Raw genomic sequence first — 14779 nt, forward strand, 5'->3', positions numbered from 1 at the left:
AGCTATACCCGAAGGCGCAAGCGCCGGCCGATCCAGTGCAGGGTCGGGCAGGGTTTTATGTCCGGTTTGAAGTGCGGTTGCGCGCCTGATGCCCATTGTAATTGCGGGCGGTGGGCCAGATCGCGCGCGGTGCGCACGTTCCATGCCAATCCCATTGCCTCCAGCATCTTTATGAACCGATAGCCGGGATCGCTCTGACCGGTATAAAGCCCCATCCGCGCCGAGCCGGGAAAGGCATGATGGTTATTGTGCCAGCCTTCCCCCATGGTTAGCCAGCCGACCAGTGGCACATTGCGACCTTGTACGCCGGCGCCAGTGACCTGCCAGTTGTCGTCATGGGCCTGGTGGGCGAAATAACCGATCAGCCAATGGCCCGTAACCGTCGTGGCGATCTGCGTGCAGACACCCCAGATGACCCAGGCCCAGCCGCCAATCAGGTAAAAAGCCAGGGCCCAGGGCAGATGAACCGCGATCCAGTGCCGGTCGATGAAGCGATAGAAGGCGTCATTGGCGACCTGTGGTTCAATCGTCAACCGGGGTGGTTTCGCCAGACGGAGGTCGCAATGCATCTGCCACATGGCGTCGATAATCGGCCGCCGCCGATGGGCGAAATAGTCGTGGCAACGGCCTTGCCTTTGCGCCCAGTCGCGAAAGTCATGGGTTCGGATCATAGCGAAGGGACCGCCCAGGCCGACCAGCACGCCGAAATAGACAAGGGTGCGTTCCAGCCACAGCGGGCATTCGAAGCTTTTGTGGATGAGCCTGCGGTGCATGCCGACACTGTGGCCCAGCAGCAGGACAACCATTGTCTTGACCGTGAACAGCAATACCGCGTCGATGCGCAGATAACGCACTAGGCCGTAGATGGCTGCGCCATACATCGCCAGCAGGAAGAGGGATTTGACGGGGGCATAAACAACCGTTCCCGACACCGGATCGGCCTGAGCGCCATCGACGCGATCGATATTTTCAAAACGCATGACAAATCCATTCATTTAGCTAATTATCTAAATAACTAAGCATGAGATGTTATATTCGTCAAGCGGGTATCAATGGCGGGTTTCAGGCGTGCGGGCGTTCCAGGATCAATACGGGATGGCCGTGAAACAGGCTGTGGCGGATGCGGACATAGCCATGCCGTTCGGCCAATCGCAACGAAGCCTCGTTTTCCGGACTGATCATGCAGAGAGTCTTGGGCAGCTTCAGCTTTTCGTCACCGAACAGAAGGGTGGCCTGAAGGGCTTCGGAGGCCAGGCCCTGACCGTGAAAGGCCGGATCGAATACCCATCCGGCCTCGAACGCGTCGAAGGCGGGAGTAATGTCGCGTTTGTAGTCGAACAGGCCGATGCTGCCGATGTGCTGCTCGGTCGTCTTGAGCTTGACCGACCAGTTGCCGTGGCCGAAAACCTGCCAGTGGCCGATATCGCGCAGCAGCCGCAGCCAAACCTCGTCCCCGGTCATCGGTTTGCCGGTGATATGGCGAAAGACGGGTTCCTGGTTCCACAGGGCGCATTGCGCCTCATAGTCGGTCACAGCCAGGGGCTTCAGAATTAGTCGGTCGGTTTCAATGATCATGGTGGCCATCCGTGTGGTCATGCCCGGAGCAGCCGCAGACATGCAGGGCGGTCTCAAACGCGTCCTTGAAGCGCATCGCCGCTTCCGGATCATAGGTCAGGTACAGGTCGGGTTCGATCAGTTCCATTTCCATCAGGCAGAAGCCGTCGTCGCTGGCGCGCACCATGTCGATACGGGCATAAAGCAGGCGGTCACGGCCGATGAAGTCAATAGCAGCGTCGGCAAGCACGCGCGCCGCGGCCGGCGCGTCGAGCACACGCAGATTGGCGTCGTAGTCCGGCTGCGACCGGAAGTCGCCGCTCTTGGGCGTCTTCAGCACCGCGTGTGAAAATTCACCGGCGAAATAGAGCAAGGACCATTCGCCTTCACTGCGGATCGCTGGCATGAAGGGCTGGATCATGGCAGCACCTTCCGGCGGCATGGCCTTACGGTCTTCGACGTCCGGCGCGCCGTCGGTGAAAGCGGCCAGGCTGTCGCCTTCCCAGATCAGGGTGTTCTTGGCGCCGGCCGATACGACCGGCTTCAGGACTAGAGCCTGTTGCCCGAAGTCAAGACGTGCGCGGGCGACTGCCTCATCCGTCACCTGGTCGACGAACACGGTCGGGATGATCCGCACACCGGCATCGGCCAGATCGCGCAGATAGCGCTTGTCGACATTCCAGCTGACGATTTCCGGCGGATTGAAGACGCGCCGTCCGGCCAGCCGCGTCATGGCGGCGCGGAAATCGTCCGGCGCGTTGTGGTACCCCCACGCGACGAGTGGGACGATGAGATCGTAGTCCCCCGTCACCGGCTCGGACCAGGGCTGGTCGAAGATTTCGGCGCCAATGCCGGCCAGGGCCTCACGGTACCCGTCAAGCACGTAAGGCCAGCGGCCGTGGTGCGAAGGATGGTCGGGATTCGGGGTCAGGATTAAAATACGCTTGCTCATAGAGCCGTTATTGATCATTAGGTTACGCCATTCAACCCATAGCCTGACTTACGAGAACAAATATGACGACCTCTTATGACATCACCGCTGTCGGCCACGCCATCGTCGATGTTCTCGCTCAGACGGATGACGCTTTCCTGACCCGGCATGACCTGCACAAGGGGGCGATGACGCTGATTGACGCGCACCGGGCGCTCAGCCTGTCGGGCGCGATGCAGGATACGGAGATGGCGTCGGGTGGGTCCGCTGGCAACACCATTTCGGGCGCGGCATCGTTTGGCGCCAAATGCGCCTATGTCGGCAAGGTCGCCCATGATGCGCTTGGTGAGTTTTTCGCGCACGACCTCAAGAAGATGAATGTCCATTTTCAGACACCCGTTCTGCACGACGATCCCACGCCAACGGCGCGTTGCCTGATCAATGTGACACCGGACGGTCAGCGCACCATGGCCACCTTCCTCGGCGCCGCAGCTCTGATTAGCCCGAAAGATATCGAGGAAGAGGTCATCAAGGCGTCCCAGATCACCTATCTGGAAGGCTATCTCTTCGACAGCCCGTCCGGGCGCGAAACCTTCGCCAAGGCTGCCGAAGTCGCCCGTTCCGCTGGTCGCAAGACGGCGATCACCCTGTCGGACGGCTTTGTGGTCAACCGCTGGCGCGATGACCTGCTGGCCTTTATCGACCGCCATATCGACCTGGTCTTCGCCAATGAAACCGAATTGCTGGCCCTGTTCGAAACGGATGATTTCTACAAGGCCCTGCGCTATCTGCGCGGCAAGACCGACCTGGCCTTCGTGACGCGCAGCGCCGAAGGCTCCGTGGTGGCCAAGATGGACGATACCCATGTCATCAAGGCGGCCCCTTGTCCTCAGGTCGTCGATACGACCGGCGCGGGCGACCAATATGCCGCCGGCGTTCTGTTCGGCCTGACGCAAGGCCTGCATGTCACCACCTGCGCCGAACTGGGTTCGCTGGCCGCCGCCCACGTCATCGGTCACATTGGTCCGCGCGCCCAAGTCTCGCTCAAGCAATTGGCGACCGAGCGCGGGCTGATTTAGTCCCTCTTTGGCCTGATCGCTAGTTCATTCGACGCTTGAGCGCGACATAGAGCGCACCGGAACCGCCATGGCGGGCATGGGCCTGGGAAATGCCGGCGACAATATGCGACAGCGCAGGATCGGCCAGCCATTCGGGCGCGTAGCGCTTCAATATGCCGTTTTCCGCCATGCCCTTGCCCGTAATGACCAGAACGGCGCGATAGTCGTTGGCATAGGCTTGTTGCACAAAGGCTTTCAGGCGCGCCTCGGCGGCGAAGGCATTGAGCCCGTGCAGATCGAGCCGTGCCTCGATCGGATCGCGTTCGCGGCTGATGCGGCGTTTACGCTTTGGCTCGATCGGATCGGGCGCCTGGTCGGCGGCGCGGGTGATCTTGAAGCCGGCGGTAGGCTTGACGGCCTGACCCAGCTTAAACGGCGTCAGAGGCACCGGTCTGGGTCGTTCGGCGGTCATTTCCCCAGGCATGTCGGCGACCGTAATGGTTTCGGTTTCCGGCTGCGGTGGCTTGGGTTGCTTTTTGGGCTTGGCGGTCGTGTGCGGGCGGACAGTCGCCGTCACCAGCGCCCACAGCCGTAAATCCTCTGCCTTGAAACCGAAGCGCGCCATGGGACCAGTTTAATTCAGGTTTGCGGCCCGTGGCTACCGAAATGCGTCCCAAACGCCGCCCTTATTTTCGCGCCGAACACTCATCTTTCCTTTTTATGCGAAACGACGGACGATAGACATCGGTAGAATGATAAAGCCAGAAAGGTTGGAAACATGGCCACCACCTTCAATTTTCATAATGCGGCGAAGGACTATGTCGAAGGCGGTTTCGATCATCCGGCATACTATATCTTTTCGCGCAAAGTCACGGTCGATCGCCCGCAAAAATACCCCTTTGCCTGGACGATAGCCGGCGTAACGGTTGTCTGCGGCGTGTTCTGGTTGACCGTTATCAGCTTGGCATCACACCTGGTCAATTAGTCGGAGCGAGCCGCGCGGGCCCTCAGAACTCTTCTGACTGAAAGGCCTGCAATTGGCGCGTCAGGCGTTCGCCACGCTTACCCGCCGTAAGGGCAGCTTCCGACAGACGTTTGATATTTTCCGGCGTCTCTGGTTGCTTGGACATCACCTCCAGCGCCCCGTTGATCACGTTCAACATCTGGGCGAAGTCTTGCGCCACATCGCTTGTCAGGCGGCCGACGGTTTCAAATCTTTGCGCATTGGTGAGGGCGGAATCCAGTTGAGAGACGCGCGCCTGCATTTCGGCCTGTTGCGCTTGAGATTGGTCGAGCAGGGCTTGCAACTCATCCAGTCGCTTTTCCAGAGCGGCCGTATCGACGGCGGGGGTAGCCATCAGTTTTGCCTGAGCATCCTGATAGGCGGCCTGCCACTTGACGACTTCGAACTGTACGGCGGCCAGACGGGCCTCCCAGGCACTGGTATCGGGCTGGGGCGGAGGGGCATTGACCAAGGCTTCATGCGCCTGACGCAAGGTGGCGAGTTCGGCTTCGGCCTGCGCGATACGGGCGTCGTGGGCGCTATAGTCGGGTTCGGGCGGTGGTGTCTCGGCCAGAGCCTTGTAACGCGTGGCGAGGCTTGCCAGGGCGTCTTGCGCTGTCTTCAAATCAGCGCTCAGCTTGTCTATGCGCTTTTCATGCTGACTGAAATCGGGCTCCGGCGCGGGCGTGTTAGCTAGTGTCGTCAGCCGCTCCTGCAGCTCCGTCTGGGCAGCTCTGGCGGCGTCGAGTTCCGCCTGCAATTCGGCTATGCGCGGGTCTTCAATCGCTTCGACCGCAATCGGTTTGGCGAAGATAATTTCGTCAAGCTGCCGTTGCAGTTCGTCACGACGAATCTCCGCCTGCTCATAGTCGTTGCGCAGGGCGTCGAGTTGCCCCTTCAGGGAATCATTTTCCGCCATGACGACCGGGTCCGGCGTGTGGACAATTACCGGGTCGGGCAGGGGCTGGCTTACCGGCGGCGATTGCCATCCGTAGACATCGCTGGACACGGCGTCCATGCGGGCGGCGGCGACCGCGGCATCAAGCTCGGCCTTGGCCTTGGCGTTCGCCTCGGTCAGAGCCGCTTCAACTGCACGTTCCCGTTCCTGGTCAGCCGCTTCACGGGCATCCGTCAGGGCTTCAGCCCGTCCTTCCGCCAATCCTTTAGCCAATCCTTGATTAAGCGCCTCGATACGCGCTTTTTCGACGGCGATCTCGAGGTCCGCTTCGGTGATCCCTGTTGTTTGAACGACCGTCTCGATCTGTTTTTCGCCCTTCCAGGCCGTACAATCGAAAGCAACGCCGTAAATCTGCTTTCCGCCACCGGGCAAAGGTCTGGCCTGGCCTTCCAGGGCGATCCAGCGCTCCGTTCCATCCTTGCGACGGACGCGCAGATCGAGCGCAAGGTGATCGGTTTCCCCGGTCATGAGCTGGCCGAAGGCCTGATCGGCCGCGGCCTGATCCGCTTCGGAAATCAAGGTCGGCCCGCCGACATATTCTCGGCCGATCAGAGCCATCATGCCCTCATCTTCGACAATGGTGTCGGCGTCCGCGTCATATTGCCAGGTCCCGATGCCGAGGGCGGCGCGGGCTTCTTCGGCCAGACGGTGATCGGAAAGTTCCTGGGCATCGTCTTCGTCGAGCGCGGCGACGGAGGGCGCCATGTGCGAAATCGGCACAGGTCCCAACTCAGCGGCCTGGCTTGCCGGCAAGGCCATGACGGTGAGCCCGCGCTCTCCGCCTTCGTGGGTGCGGACCACCCACGCCGTCACGATCGATGGCTGACGGTCGCCGTCCGTTACCCTCAGGGTCAGTTGCGCCGATGCCTGGTTGTGCGGGGACTGATCGTCCTGAATCTCACCGAGATAATCGAGCGCCTTTTGGAAATCGCCGTCCTCGACGAAGAACTGGGTCCAATTCTGACCGAGCGCCTGCTCGCGTTTCAGATCGAAGATGTCGAGCGCCGCATTATTGATGTCCAAAATCTGGCCCTTGGCGTCGAGCCCCCAGAAAGGGACCGTCGCGGCGGCGAACCAATGCCCGCGCCACAGGCCGTTCAGATCGTCAACGCCTTCGCCGGTTGAACTTTCTATTTCGACCATGGCCGAGGTCGAGCCGATCACTTCGCCCGCGCCGTTCATGATCGGCATGGAGGTAACGCTGACCAGAACTTTTTCGTGGCTGCCGTGGTTGGTCAGCATATGCTGAAAACCCTTGACGGTCTGGCCGCGCAGGGTTCGGGCAATCGGCATCAGATCGGCGGGGATGACCCGCCCGTCGGGATAGGAAATGCCCCAGGTGGCGGAATGGAAGCGCAGGCCGATCAGCTCGGAATCCTTGCGGCCGAGAAGCTGGTGCGCCGCCCGGTTGGCGAAGGTGAATTTTCCGGTCACATCGGTTTCGACCAAGGCCACGGGGACAGCGTTCAAAACGTTGAACATCCGCCGTTCCAGGGTGTCGATCTTGCGTTCCGCCTTGAAAAGCAGGTCCTGGAACTGGCGGACCTGAAAGGATTTCAACGAGGCGATGACCCCGCCGCCAATGGCGAGCGCAAGCAAAATGAATGCGGCAACCCCGAGAAGGGCGATCAGATCATGCTCATTTTGCAATAACATACCGAGAAATCCCACCTATAATCTCTGCGGGCAGCGCGTCATTTTGTGACAGACTCCGCCCGCTGCCATCAAACCAGCAAGAAATATACCTGACATGACGGTGCGGGATTTATCTTACATGACAATTGCTTAAGGCATAGACCCGTTTTGGCGTCTTTGCCGACGCGACGGCGCCTGGTTCCCGGCGTGAGCAGCGCGGTTTAGGGCGGGCGGGATTACAATTTATAGGTCAGCAGAGCCTCGGTCATAGCTTTCGGATCGGCCAGGCCATTCTGATTTGTCATGACAATCGTCGAAAGGGCCTGTGACAGATCGCGCCGGCACCAGCACGAAAAACCGGCCGTGCTGCCGCCGTGGGAGACGATGGTTCGGTCGTCGATACGCTCCACCTGCCATCCATATCCCCATCCCGCCGGACTGCCGTCGTTCAAGGTGGCGGGCTGCCACATCTTCTGACGCAGGGCCGGGGTCAGGATGCGCCCTTCATCGAGAGCGATGGACCAGCGGTCTATATCGGCTACGGACGATAGCAAGCCGCCCGCCGCCCATGTCGATCCCGGAGCGGCACGCGGCGGCGCCATGTCGTAAGCTGTGCCGTCCCAGAGATGCCCGGACGCCAGCCGTGTACCTGTTTTCACGCGGTTTCGCGGTCCCGTCGATGTCATGCCGGCCGGACCGAAAAACCGCGTCTGCAATGCGTCCCAATAGTCCGTGCCGGTTATGGCTTCCGCGGCCATGCCGAGCAGAATAAAGCCCGTATTGCTGTATTCATGCCGTTCCCCCGGCGTGAAGACGAGCGGCTGGTCAGCGACCATGGCAATGAGCTGCCTTGGCTTGAGATCCTGCGGAATGATCGTGCGGAAATTTTCGCCGTTGAGATAGTTGGGCAGCCCGGCGGTGTGGCTGAGAAGTTGCGAGAGGGGCAATCCCTGCCAGGCTTTGGGCAGGTCCGTTACGTACGTGCCGATTGGCGCCTCAATGCTCAAGCGCCCCTCTTCCTGAAGCTGGAAGATGAGGCAGGCCGTGAAGGTCTTCGTCAGGGAGCCAATTTCAAAAATCGTGTTGCGATTAGGGGCTGCTTTAGAGCCAAGGGTGGCGATGCCCTTGCCGCCGGTGGCCTTGACCTGCCCCTTGCGGACAATGCCCGCGGCAAGCCCGGGCGCACCATCCAGAGGCAGCCGATCGATGACGTTGGTGGCAGCCGCCCACGTCGCGGTAGGCGTAAGCGTGGCGGCTGCTGCCAACCCGCCCAGGCAGGCGCGACGTGACATCCGATGAGGCGAAGGGAGTGTGGATGAGACTGTCTTCAAAGCGTGCCTCCTGGTGTTGGACGGTTCGCGCCTTGATCCGCCGTCCAATTTTCTTATCAATGCGATGCCGTGTAAGCGCTTTCAGGCGTGCGTCAGGCGTGCGCGATAATCAAGTTAAACAAAATTAATGGGCTGAGCGCCTGCGTGTTCTCATATTCGCAACGCTATGGGCGTGAAAGCGAAGAGAAATATAAACCAATATACGCAAAGATCTGCGCGCTTATCATCACAGGATCGTCCGTTTATAATTTGTGTTTAGGTGGTGGTGCTACAGTAGTACTATTTAGCCTTACTGTTGCCAATCGTAGGGGGCGGAATGGCTCTAATTCTCAGCACTCAACTCTCTTCGTGCTAATAATTCCAAACGTGGAAGTGCTGTTTGAACTGCCAATAATGTCTTTTCAGCGACTTCAGGCGGGATGAGATTTTCGCAGCTTGCCTCGTTTATTTGCTCGAGCATGTATTGATATTCGGACACAAATGCTTTGGACAGCATTAGTCTATTTGTGTGGAACGTAGATCGAGCTGCCTGGAATAGTTCGATCATTTGCCCTTGGGCTTCGCGCCTTTCCTTACTTGCATCATAACCATGTGGATCATCTTTGTAAGCTTCATTTATGTAGGCAAGAATGTCCCGTGCTCGATCAAGAGATCCAAATATCGATGTATAAGCCTCTCGTCGCAGTTCCCACGAGCGTTCGCGCCTAAATTTTTGACGTTCACCTCTGTGGACCATCAGGGTTGTGAAGCTGGAGATTGAGCCGCCTATCACCACACCACCTAAAGCTATTAAAGCAGTTTCGATTTCTAATGCCAAGGTATTGACCGTTATAAAGCAGCGTTGGTTACCAAATGAAGGCGATGGTAAAGCAATGCGTGACGTTGAATGACATCAGCATTACCTGTAAAAGTTGAAAATTTGTATCAATAGTTTTAGCGAACTCAAAAGCTGAGCTCTAATGTGCGATCGTTGCGAAGTGATTCGGGGTGAGGGATGACGGACAATATTTGGCCTGGCTTGGGATTAATGTGTGCAATTGCGGTTGGGTCGCAGCTGTTGCCTAGGTCGGCTCCCATTTCACCTCCTCCGGTTCCTGCGACCGACGTGAGGATGCCCCCAGTCCGCGCTCCGATATCTTATGATTTCAGTCGAGAATGCAGAAAAACCGTGATGCCCGCCGACGTTGGACAAGTGTGTGCGCAACGCCACGGCAATGGAATCGCCCTAGCGGCTTTATTAGCCACAGCAATTGCCGGCATTTTGTTATTTGTGCAAATTACTCAGACAGAACGCCATGAGGCCGAGCGTCTCCGGAAAACGCATTTAGCTTCAAGGGCCGCGCTACCGGTATTGTTGGCTGAAATTTATGATTTCACTGATGACCTTAGGGAAAGTCTTCGCAGCGTGTTTGGTTCTACTGTTTCGAACGTAGTGGACAAATCGGTCGCTACGTTAAAGCTGCCGCGGGGCCGACCATCAATCGTAGATGGACTGCAAAAAGCTATTGAGAGCTCAACCCGACGTGACATTCAAGATAGGCTGGCGGATATCATCTCAACCTATCAGCTTTGTTACTCTCGTTTGAGGGGACTGAAGGCAAGTCTGTCCTCGCCGAATACCGTTGTATTGCACTCAGACCTAATCAAGCACGTTATCGAGATTGCGTCGTTACGGGCATTGGCAGGAACAATGTACCGTTATGTGCGCCGAGAGACAGAAAGGATGGAGCCCTACGACTTTCAGGCCCTTCAATTGGAACTTGGAAGCCTCTATTTTACCGATCCCACCGGATTGGGAGATGACATTGATGGGCGAAATTACAAGGCAGCCACAGCCGAAATAAGCCGCCGTCAGGTTGCTGGCATGGATGCATATATTTTTAAACGCGCTAATGAACGTGCCTAAGCGGCCCTTGTTACGGACGCCAGCGCTATTGTATTGCCGAAAAAATAAGAGACTTTCACGCCGAGGGACAAAAACGAAAAAAGCACCCAAGAGGGTGCTTTTTATCCGTTACACGTTGGTTTCAAAAACCAACAAAAGCAATCCTAAAGAAGGATTGGAGCGGGCGAAGAGGATCGAACTCTCGACATCCACCTTGGCAAGGTGGCGCTCTACCGCTGAGCTACGCCCGCATTATCCGTTGGAGAGGTGTGTGCCTCACCGCGAGGTGGGCCTTATAGACGGAAGGCCGAAAACATTGCAAGGGCCTATTTGCGAAATCCTGTGAAAAACTTTTTTATAGGTCCAAACCCCGCTTAGAGCATGGCGGGGATTACGCGGTCGGGCGGGCGGTGGCCGTCCTGATGCGTCTTGATGTTCAGGATGACGCGATCGCCCATGTCCTGGCGCGCCTCGATGGTGCTTGAGGCCATGTGCGGCAGCAGGATGGCATTGGGCAGTCCGATGAGTTCCGGATTGATGGCCGGTTCGCGCTCATAGACGTCCAGGCCGACCCCGGCGATGCGATTGTTGCGCAGCATGGCCGCCAGGGCCTGCTCGTCGACGATCTGGCCGCGCGCCGTATTGACCAGGATGGCATGGGGCTGAAGACGCGACAGGCGGTCGGCATTGAGCATGTGCTGAGTGCCGGTGCCGCCGGGGGCGTTGATCGACACCACGTCCATGCGCGACAGCATCTGATCGAGATCGTCCCAATAGGTGGCGCCCAGTTCGTCGGAGATGCGCGCTGAGACCGGCTTGCGGTTATGATAATGCACGCTCATGCCGAACGCCTTGGCGCGCCGGGCCAGGGCCTGACCGATGCGGCCCATGCCGATAATGCCCAGCCGTTTACCGAATATCCGGCGGCCGAGCATGAAGGTGGGGGACCAGGCCGAAAATTCGCCATTCTGCACCAGTTCGGCGCCTTCGACGAAGCGGCGCGACACGGCCAGGATGAGGCCCATGGTCATTTCGGCGGTATCTTCGGTAAGGACGCCGGGCGTATTGGTGACCATGATGCCTTTTTCGGTGGCGGCGGCGATATCGATATGGTCGTGGCCGACGCCGAAATTGGCGATCATCTTGAGACGGTCGCCGCAATTGGCGAAGAAGTCGGCATCGATGCGGTCGTTGATCGATGTGACCAGCACGTCGGTATCGCGCGCGACCTCCAGCACCCGGTCGGGCGGCATGGGCGTCATGAAGAGCCAGAGGGTGGTATTGAACAATTCACGCATCCGCGTTTCGACCGCGTCTGGCAATTTGACGGTAAGGACGACCTTGAGTTTTTGCGTGTTCATTTAAGCCTTTAATTTGTTAAGCGTTTCGTCGACGGCCAGCCGCTCTTTCCCGAAGCGGCCGATCATCGCGGGGCTATTTGCGCCGCATCCTACCTGAAAAGCGCATGAGAGCGGTAGCGCTTTCCGGCCTGAGACGGTTGCCCGCATTCGCAGTGCATTAGCATTCCGTTAACCAAATCTGAACCCTTGCGGGCCATGATGACGGCTTCCCGTCATTTGCAAAAGTCCCATGTTCGTTATGCGTCAGTCTAAAGCTGTTTCTTTTGCCGCAGTTCGTCCCTGGGGTTTCGACATAAACGCGTTGCGCCGCGTTTTTCAAGTCCTGCCGGCGTTCGCGGCCGCTTTTTGGCTGGTGGTCGCCGGGCTGACGACCGGCGTCATGCCGGCCCATGCCGAAGAGACGACCTATGATACGCCGACCGGATTGGCTGTGCCGCGCTGGGCCATGCTGCGCAAGAATGAGGTCTATGCGCGCAATGGACCCAGCAAGGATAACCGCATCGTCTGGACCTATCGTCAGGCGACATTGCCGGTGCAGATCATTTCCGAAACGCGCGACTGGCGGCTTATCTGCGATCCCGATGGCGGCGTGGCCTGGGTGGCGCGCAGCATGATCCAGGCCCAGAAGACGGTCATGAGTCCCGTCGGGCAGAAGGTGGCCATTCGCAAATCCCCCTCCGCCGACAGCGATGTGAGAGCCACGTTGCGGCCCCGATCCCTGGCGTCTCTCGACAAATGCAAGAAGGGGTGGTGCCGGATTTCCGCTGACGGCCAGACCGGCTGGGCGCCCCAATCCGAGCTGTGGGGAACGCAGACCGCTGCCGTCTGCAAACGGCCAGATCCTTTTGCGCCCAAATAGGTCCTGCAAGCCTTCCTTAACCGTCTTTGGTGGCCAACCCTTTAATCAGTTCGCGCCATAGTAACCTATCTGTTCAGGTTGCCGGGGTGCCACCGATGAGTCATTTCAAAATCCGGGCGGAATACCGCCTTGCGTGTTTGGCCATGGAATTGGCCTATGGTCTGACGGCGTTTTTCCGTCAAACCCGGTTCCGCGGCATGATGAACGCGCACCGCCTGCGTCTGCGCCTGGTCGGCTGATCGGTTTCCGCAGCAAAACTCCGCATAAATCCCTCAAAAGGGTTGAGCCGACGCGCCGCATAATGTAACGCATCGTTTTTTAATGTTACACGCATCAGAAACGTATGAAACGATACGTCGCAGATGCTGCGGAGCCATTTGATGACCGAACGCCCCTCATCTTTCTCATATGAAGACCTGCTGGCCTGTGGCCGCGGCGAGATGTTCGGCCCTGGCAACGCTCAGCTTCCGGCGCCCCCGATGCTGATGTTCGACCGTATCGCTCAGATTGCCGATACGGGCGGCGCGTTCGGAAAGGGCTATATCGAAGCGGAACTGGATATCAATCCGGAACTTTGGTTCTTCGCCTGCCACTTTATCGGCGATCCGGTCATGCCGGGATGCCTGGGCCTTGACGCCATGTGGCAGCTTGTCGGCTTTTTCCTCGGCTGGAAGGGCAATCCCGGCCGTGGCCGCGCCTTGGGCGTCGGCGAAGTCAAGTTCACCGGCCAGGTGACACCGAATGTCAAAAAAGTCGTGTACAAGATCGATATGAAGCGGGTCATGTCCGGCAAACTGATTATGGGCATTGGTGACGGGGTTGTTGAAGCAGACGGCAAGCCTATTTATCAGGCTATGGGCCTGCGTGTCGGCTTGTTCGACGCCAAGGAACTCGGTTAAGACCCTGCTCAATGGGGCGACGATTAAATGCCACAGGGCGGCAGAAGATAGGACGTTTGCATGCGTAGAGTCGTAATTACAGGACTGGGGATTGTCTCTTCCATCGGCATGGGTGTCGACGAAGTGACGCAGTCACTGAAAGAAGCGCGCTCAGGTGTTATTTTTGCGGAAGACTATGCGCGCCTGGGCTTCAAGTGCCAGGTTCATGCCGCGCCGAAGGTCGATGACTGGCAGGCCCTGATCGACCGCCGCGCTGCGCGCTTCCTGTCGCCGGGCCTGGCCTATGGCCACATCGCCATGGAGCAGGCGATCACCTCGGCCGGACTCGAAAAGGACGATATTTCCAACGAGCGCACCGGCATCATCTTCGGCGCCGGCGGCCCGTCGACCAGCGCCATCGTCGCAGCCGCCGACATCACCCGCGAAAAGACATCGCCGAAACGTATCGGGCCTTTCGCCGTGCCGAAGGCCATGTCGTCCGGACCGTCGGCCGTCCTGGCCACCTGGTTCGAAATTCGCGGCATCAACTATTCGATCAGTTCGGCCTGCGCCACCTCCGTGCACTGCATCGGCGCGGCGGCGGAACAGATCATGCTGGGCAAGCAGGATGTCATGTTCGCCGGCGGCACCGAAGAGCTCGACTGGACGCTCAGCGACATGTTTGACGCCATGGGCGCCATGTCGTCCAATTTCAACGATCGCCCGGCGGTCGCTTCGCGCGCCTATGACCGCGATCGCGATGGCTTCGTCATCGCCGGTGGCGCTGGCATGGTCGTTCTGGAAGACTATGAGCGCGCCCGGGCGCGCGGCGCCAACATCATTGCCGAAGTGGTCGGTTACGCCGCCAATTCCGACGGTTACGACATGGTCGCCCCGTCGGGTGAAGGCGCCGCACGCTGCATGAAGATCGCCCTGGCCGAAGCCGGTGGCCGCAAGATCGATTACCTCAATCCGCACGGCACCTCCACGCCGGTCGGGGATGAAAAGGAAATGGGCGCGGTGCGAGATGTGTTTGGCGCCAACATGCCGATGATCTCATCGACCAAGTCGTTGACCGGGCATTCGCTCGGCGCGGCGGGGGCGCAGGAAGCCATCTACTGCCTGTTGATGATGCAGAACAATTTCGCGGCGGAAAGCGCCAATATTGAAAACCTCGATCCGGCATTTGACGGCATGCCCATCCTGCGTAAGCGCCATGACGGGCCCATTGGCACCATCATGTCGAATTCATTCGGCTTCGGCGGCACGAACGGCTCGATCATTCTGTCGCAAGAAGACCTTTAAGACGGTTTGCCCGGCCAATTC

At 58.7% G+C, this 14779-nt stretch carries 15 protein-coding genes and 1 tRNA gene; 7 read left to right on the forward strand and 9 right to left on the reverse strand.

Translation table 11 applies throughout. The annotated features are described in order from the left end of the window. Nucleotides 1-2 precede the first annotated feature (2 nt). From RCJ00_RS16070 to RCJ00_RS16080, 3 genes are all read right to left on the reverse strand, one after another. On the reverse strand, nt 3-980 hold the full coding sequence (locus tag RCJ00_RS16070; RefSeq protein WP_316223216.1) for an acyl-CoA desaturase: 978 nt from the start codon (nt 978-980) through the stop codon (nt 3-5). Nucleotides 981-1062: 82 nt separating this feature from the next. After that, on the reverse strand, nt 1063-1575 hold the full coding sequence (locus tag RCJ00_RS16075) for a GNAT family N-acetyltransferase (protein WP_316223217.1): 513 nt from the start codon (nt 1573-1575) through the stop codon (nt 1063-1065). Continuing rightward, entirely contained in the window at nt 1565-2506 is a 942-nt protein-coding gene (locus RCJ00_RS16080) for an ATP-grasp domain-containing protein (protein WP_316223218.1), read from the reverse strand. The genes RCJ00_RS16075 and RCJ00_RS16080 overlap by 11 nt, the downstream gene beginning before the upstream one ends. 62 nt (nt 2507-2568) lie before the next feature. On the opposite strand from RCJ00_RS16080, the gene RCJ00_RS16085 reads away from it, so the two are divergent. Next, the gene (locus RCJ00_RS16085; protein ID WP_316223219.1) at nt 2569-3564 is read left to right on the forward strand and encodes an adenosine kinase; all 996 of its coding nucleotides are present in this window, start codon (nt 2569-2571) and stop codon (nt 3562-3564) included. A 19-nt stretch (nt 3565-3583) separates the two neighbouring features. Here the strand turns inward: RCJ00_RS16085 and RCJ00_RS16090 are convergent, their stop codons facing one another. After that, entirely contained in the window at nt 3584-4168 is a 585-nt protein-coding gene (locus tag RCJ00_RS16090; protein WP_316223220.1) for a Smr/MutS family protein, read from the reverse strand. A gap of 153 nt (nt 4169-4321) precedes the next feature. Here RCJ00_RS16090 and RCJ00_RS16095 point away from each other — a divergent pair, with 153 nt between their 5' ends. Continuing rightward, a complete protein-coding gene (locus tag RCJ00_RS16095; protein WP_316223221.1) occupies nt 4322-4528 on the forward strand; it encodes a hypothetical protein in 207 nt (68 codons plus the stop codon). Nucleotides 4529-4550: 22 nt separating this feature from the next. On the opposite strand, the gene RCJ00_RS16100 is transcribed toward RCJ00_RS16095, so the two are convergent. The 3 genes from RCJ00_RS16100 to RCJ00_RS16110 all read right to left on the reverse strand — a co-directional run bounded on the left by RCJ00_RS16100 (nt 4551) and on the right by RCJ00_RS16110 (nt 9287). After that, a complete protein-coding gene (locus RCJ00_RS16100; RefSeq protein WP_316223222.1) occupies nt 4551-7160 on the reverse strand; it encodes a PAS domain S-box protein in 2610 nt (869 codons plus the stop codon). Nucleotides 7161-7375: 215 nt separating this feature from the next. Further along, nucleotides 7376-8470 carry a serine hydrolase domain-containing protein gene (locus RCJ00_RS16105; RefSeq protein ID WP_316223223.1) on the reverse strand — a complete coding sequence of 365 codons (1095 nt, stop codon included), beginning with the start codon at nt 8468-8470 and terminating at the stop codon, nt 7376-7378. Nucleotides 8471-8792: 322 nt separating this feature from the next. Then, a complete protein-coding gene (locus RCJ00_RS16110) occupies nt 8793-9287 on the reverse strand; it encodes a hypothetical protein (RefSeq protein WP_316223224.1) in 495 nt (164 codons plus the stop codon). Nucleotides 9288-9641: 354 nt separating this feature from the next. Here RCJ00_RS16110 and RCJ00_RS16115 point away from each other — a divergent pair, with 354 nt between their 5' ends. After that, nucleotides 9642-10376 (forward strand): hypothetical protein, encoded by a 735-nt coding sequence (locus tag RCJ00_RS16115; protein ID WP_316223226.1) that lies wholly within the window; start codon nt 9642-9644, stop codon nt 10374-10376. A gap of 155 nt (nt 10377-10531) precedes the next feature. Here the strand turns inward: RCJ00_RS16115 and RCJ00_RS16120 are convergent. Both RCJ00_RS16120 and RCJ00_RS16125 read right to left on the reverse strand, forming a co-directional pair. Further along, nucleotides 10532-10606 (reverse strand) — tRNA-Gly (locus RCJ00_RS16120). Between the two features lie 123 nt (nt 10607-10729). After that, nucleotides 10730-11716 (reverse strand): 2-hydroxyacid dehydrogenase, encoded by a 987-nt coding sequence (locus tag RCJ00_RS16125; protein ID WP_316223227.1) that lies wholly within the window; start codon nt 11714-11716, stop codon nt 10730-10732. A gap of 238 nt (nt 11717-11954) precedes the next feature. Between RCJ00_RS16125 and RCJ00_RS16130 the strand changes: the two genes are divergently transcribed. The 4 genes from RCJ00_RS16130 to fabB all read left to right on the forward strand — a co-directional run bounded on the left by RCJ00_RS16130 (nt 11955) and on the right by fabB (nt 14758). Continuing rightward, a complete protein-coding gene (locus tag RCJ00_RS16130; RefSeq protein WP_316223228.1) occupies nt 11955-12575 on the forward strand; it encodes an SH3 domain-containing protein in 621 nt (206 codons plus the stop codon). A 95-nt stretch (nt 12576-12670) separates the two neighbouring features. After that, on the forward strand, nt 12671-12814 hold the full coding sequence (locus tag RCJ00_RS16135) for a hypothetical protein (RefSeq protein ID WP_316223229.1): 144 nt from the start codon (nt 12671-12673) through the stop codon (nt 12812-12814). Nucleotides 12815-12955: 141 nt separating this feature from the next. Further along, nucleotides 12956-13474 carry a 3-hydroxyacyl-[acyl-carrier-protein] dehydratase FabA gene (gene fabA, locus RCJ00_RS16140; RefSeq protein WP_031239575.1) on the forward strand — a complete coding sequence of 173 codons (519 nt, stop codon included), beginning with the start codon at nt 12956-12958 and terminating at the stop codon, nt 13472-13474. 60 nt (nt 13475-13534) lie between these two features. Continuing rightward, nucleotides 13535-14758 carry a beta-ketoacyl-ACP synthase I gene (fabB, locus tag RCJ00_RS16145; RefSeq protein ID WP_316223232.1) on the forward strand — a complete coding sequence of 408 codons (1224 nt, stop codon included), beginning with the start codon at nt 13535-13537 and terminating at the stop codon, nt 14756-14758. Nucleotides 14759-14779 lie beyond the last annotated feature (21 nt).

Source organism: Asticcacaulis aquihabitans, assembly GCF_032490435.1.
Taxonomy (GTDB): domain Bacteria; phylum Pseudomonadota; class Alphaproteobacteria; order Caulobacterales; family Caulobacteraceae; genus Asticcacaulis.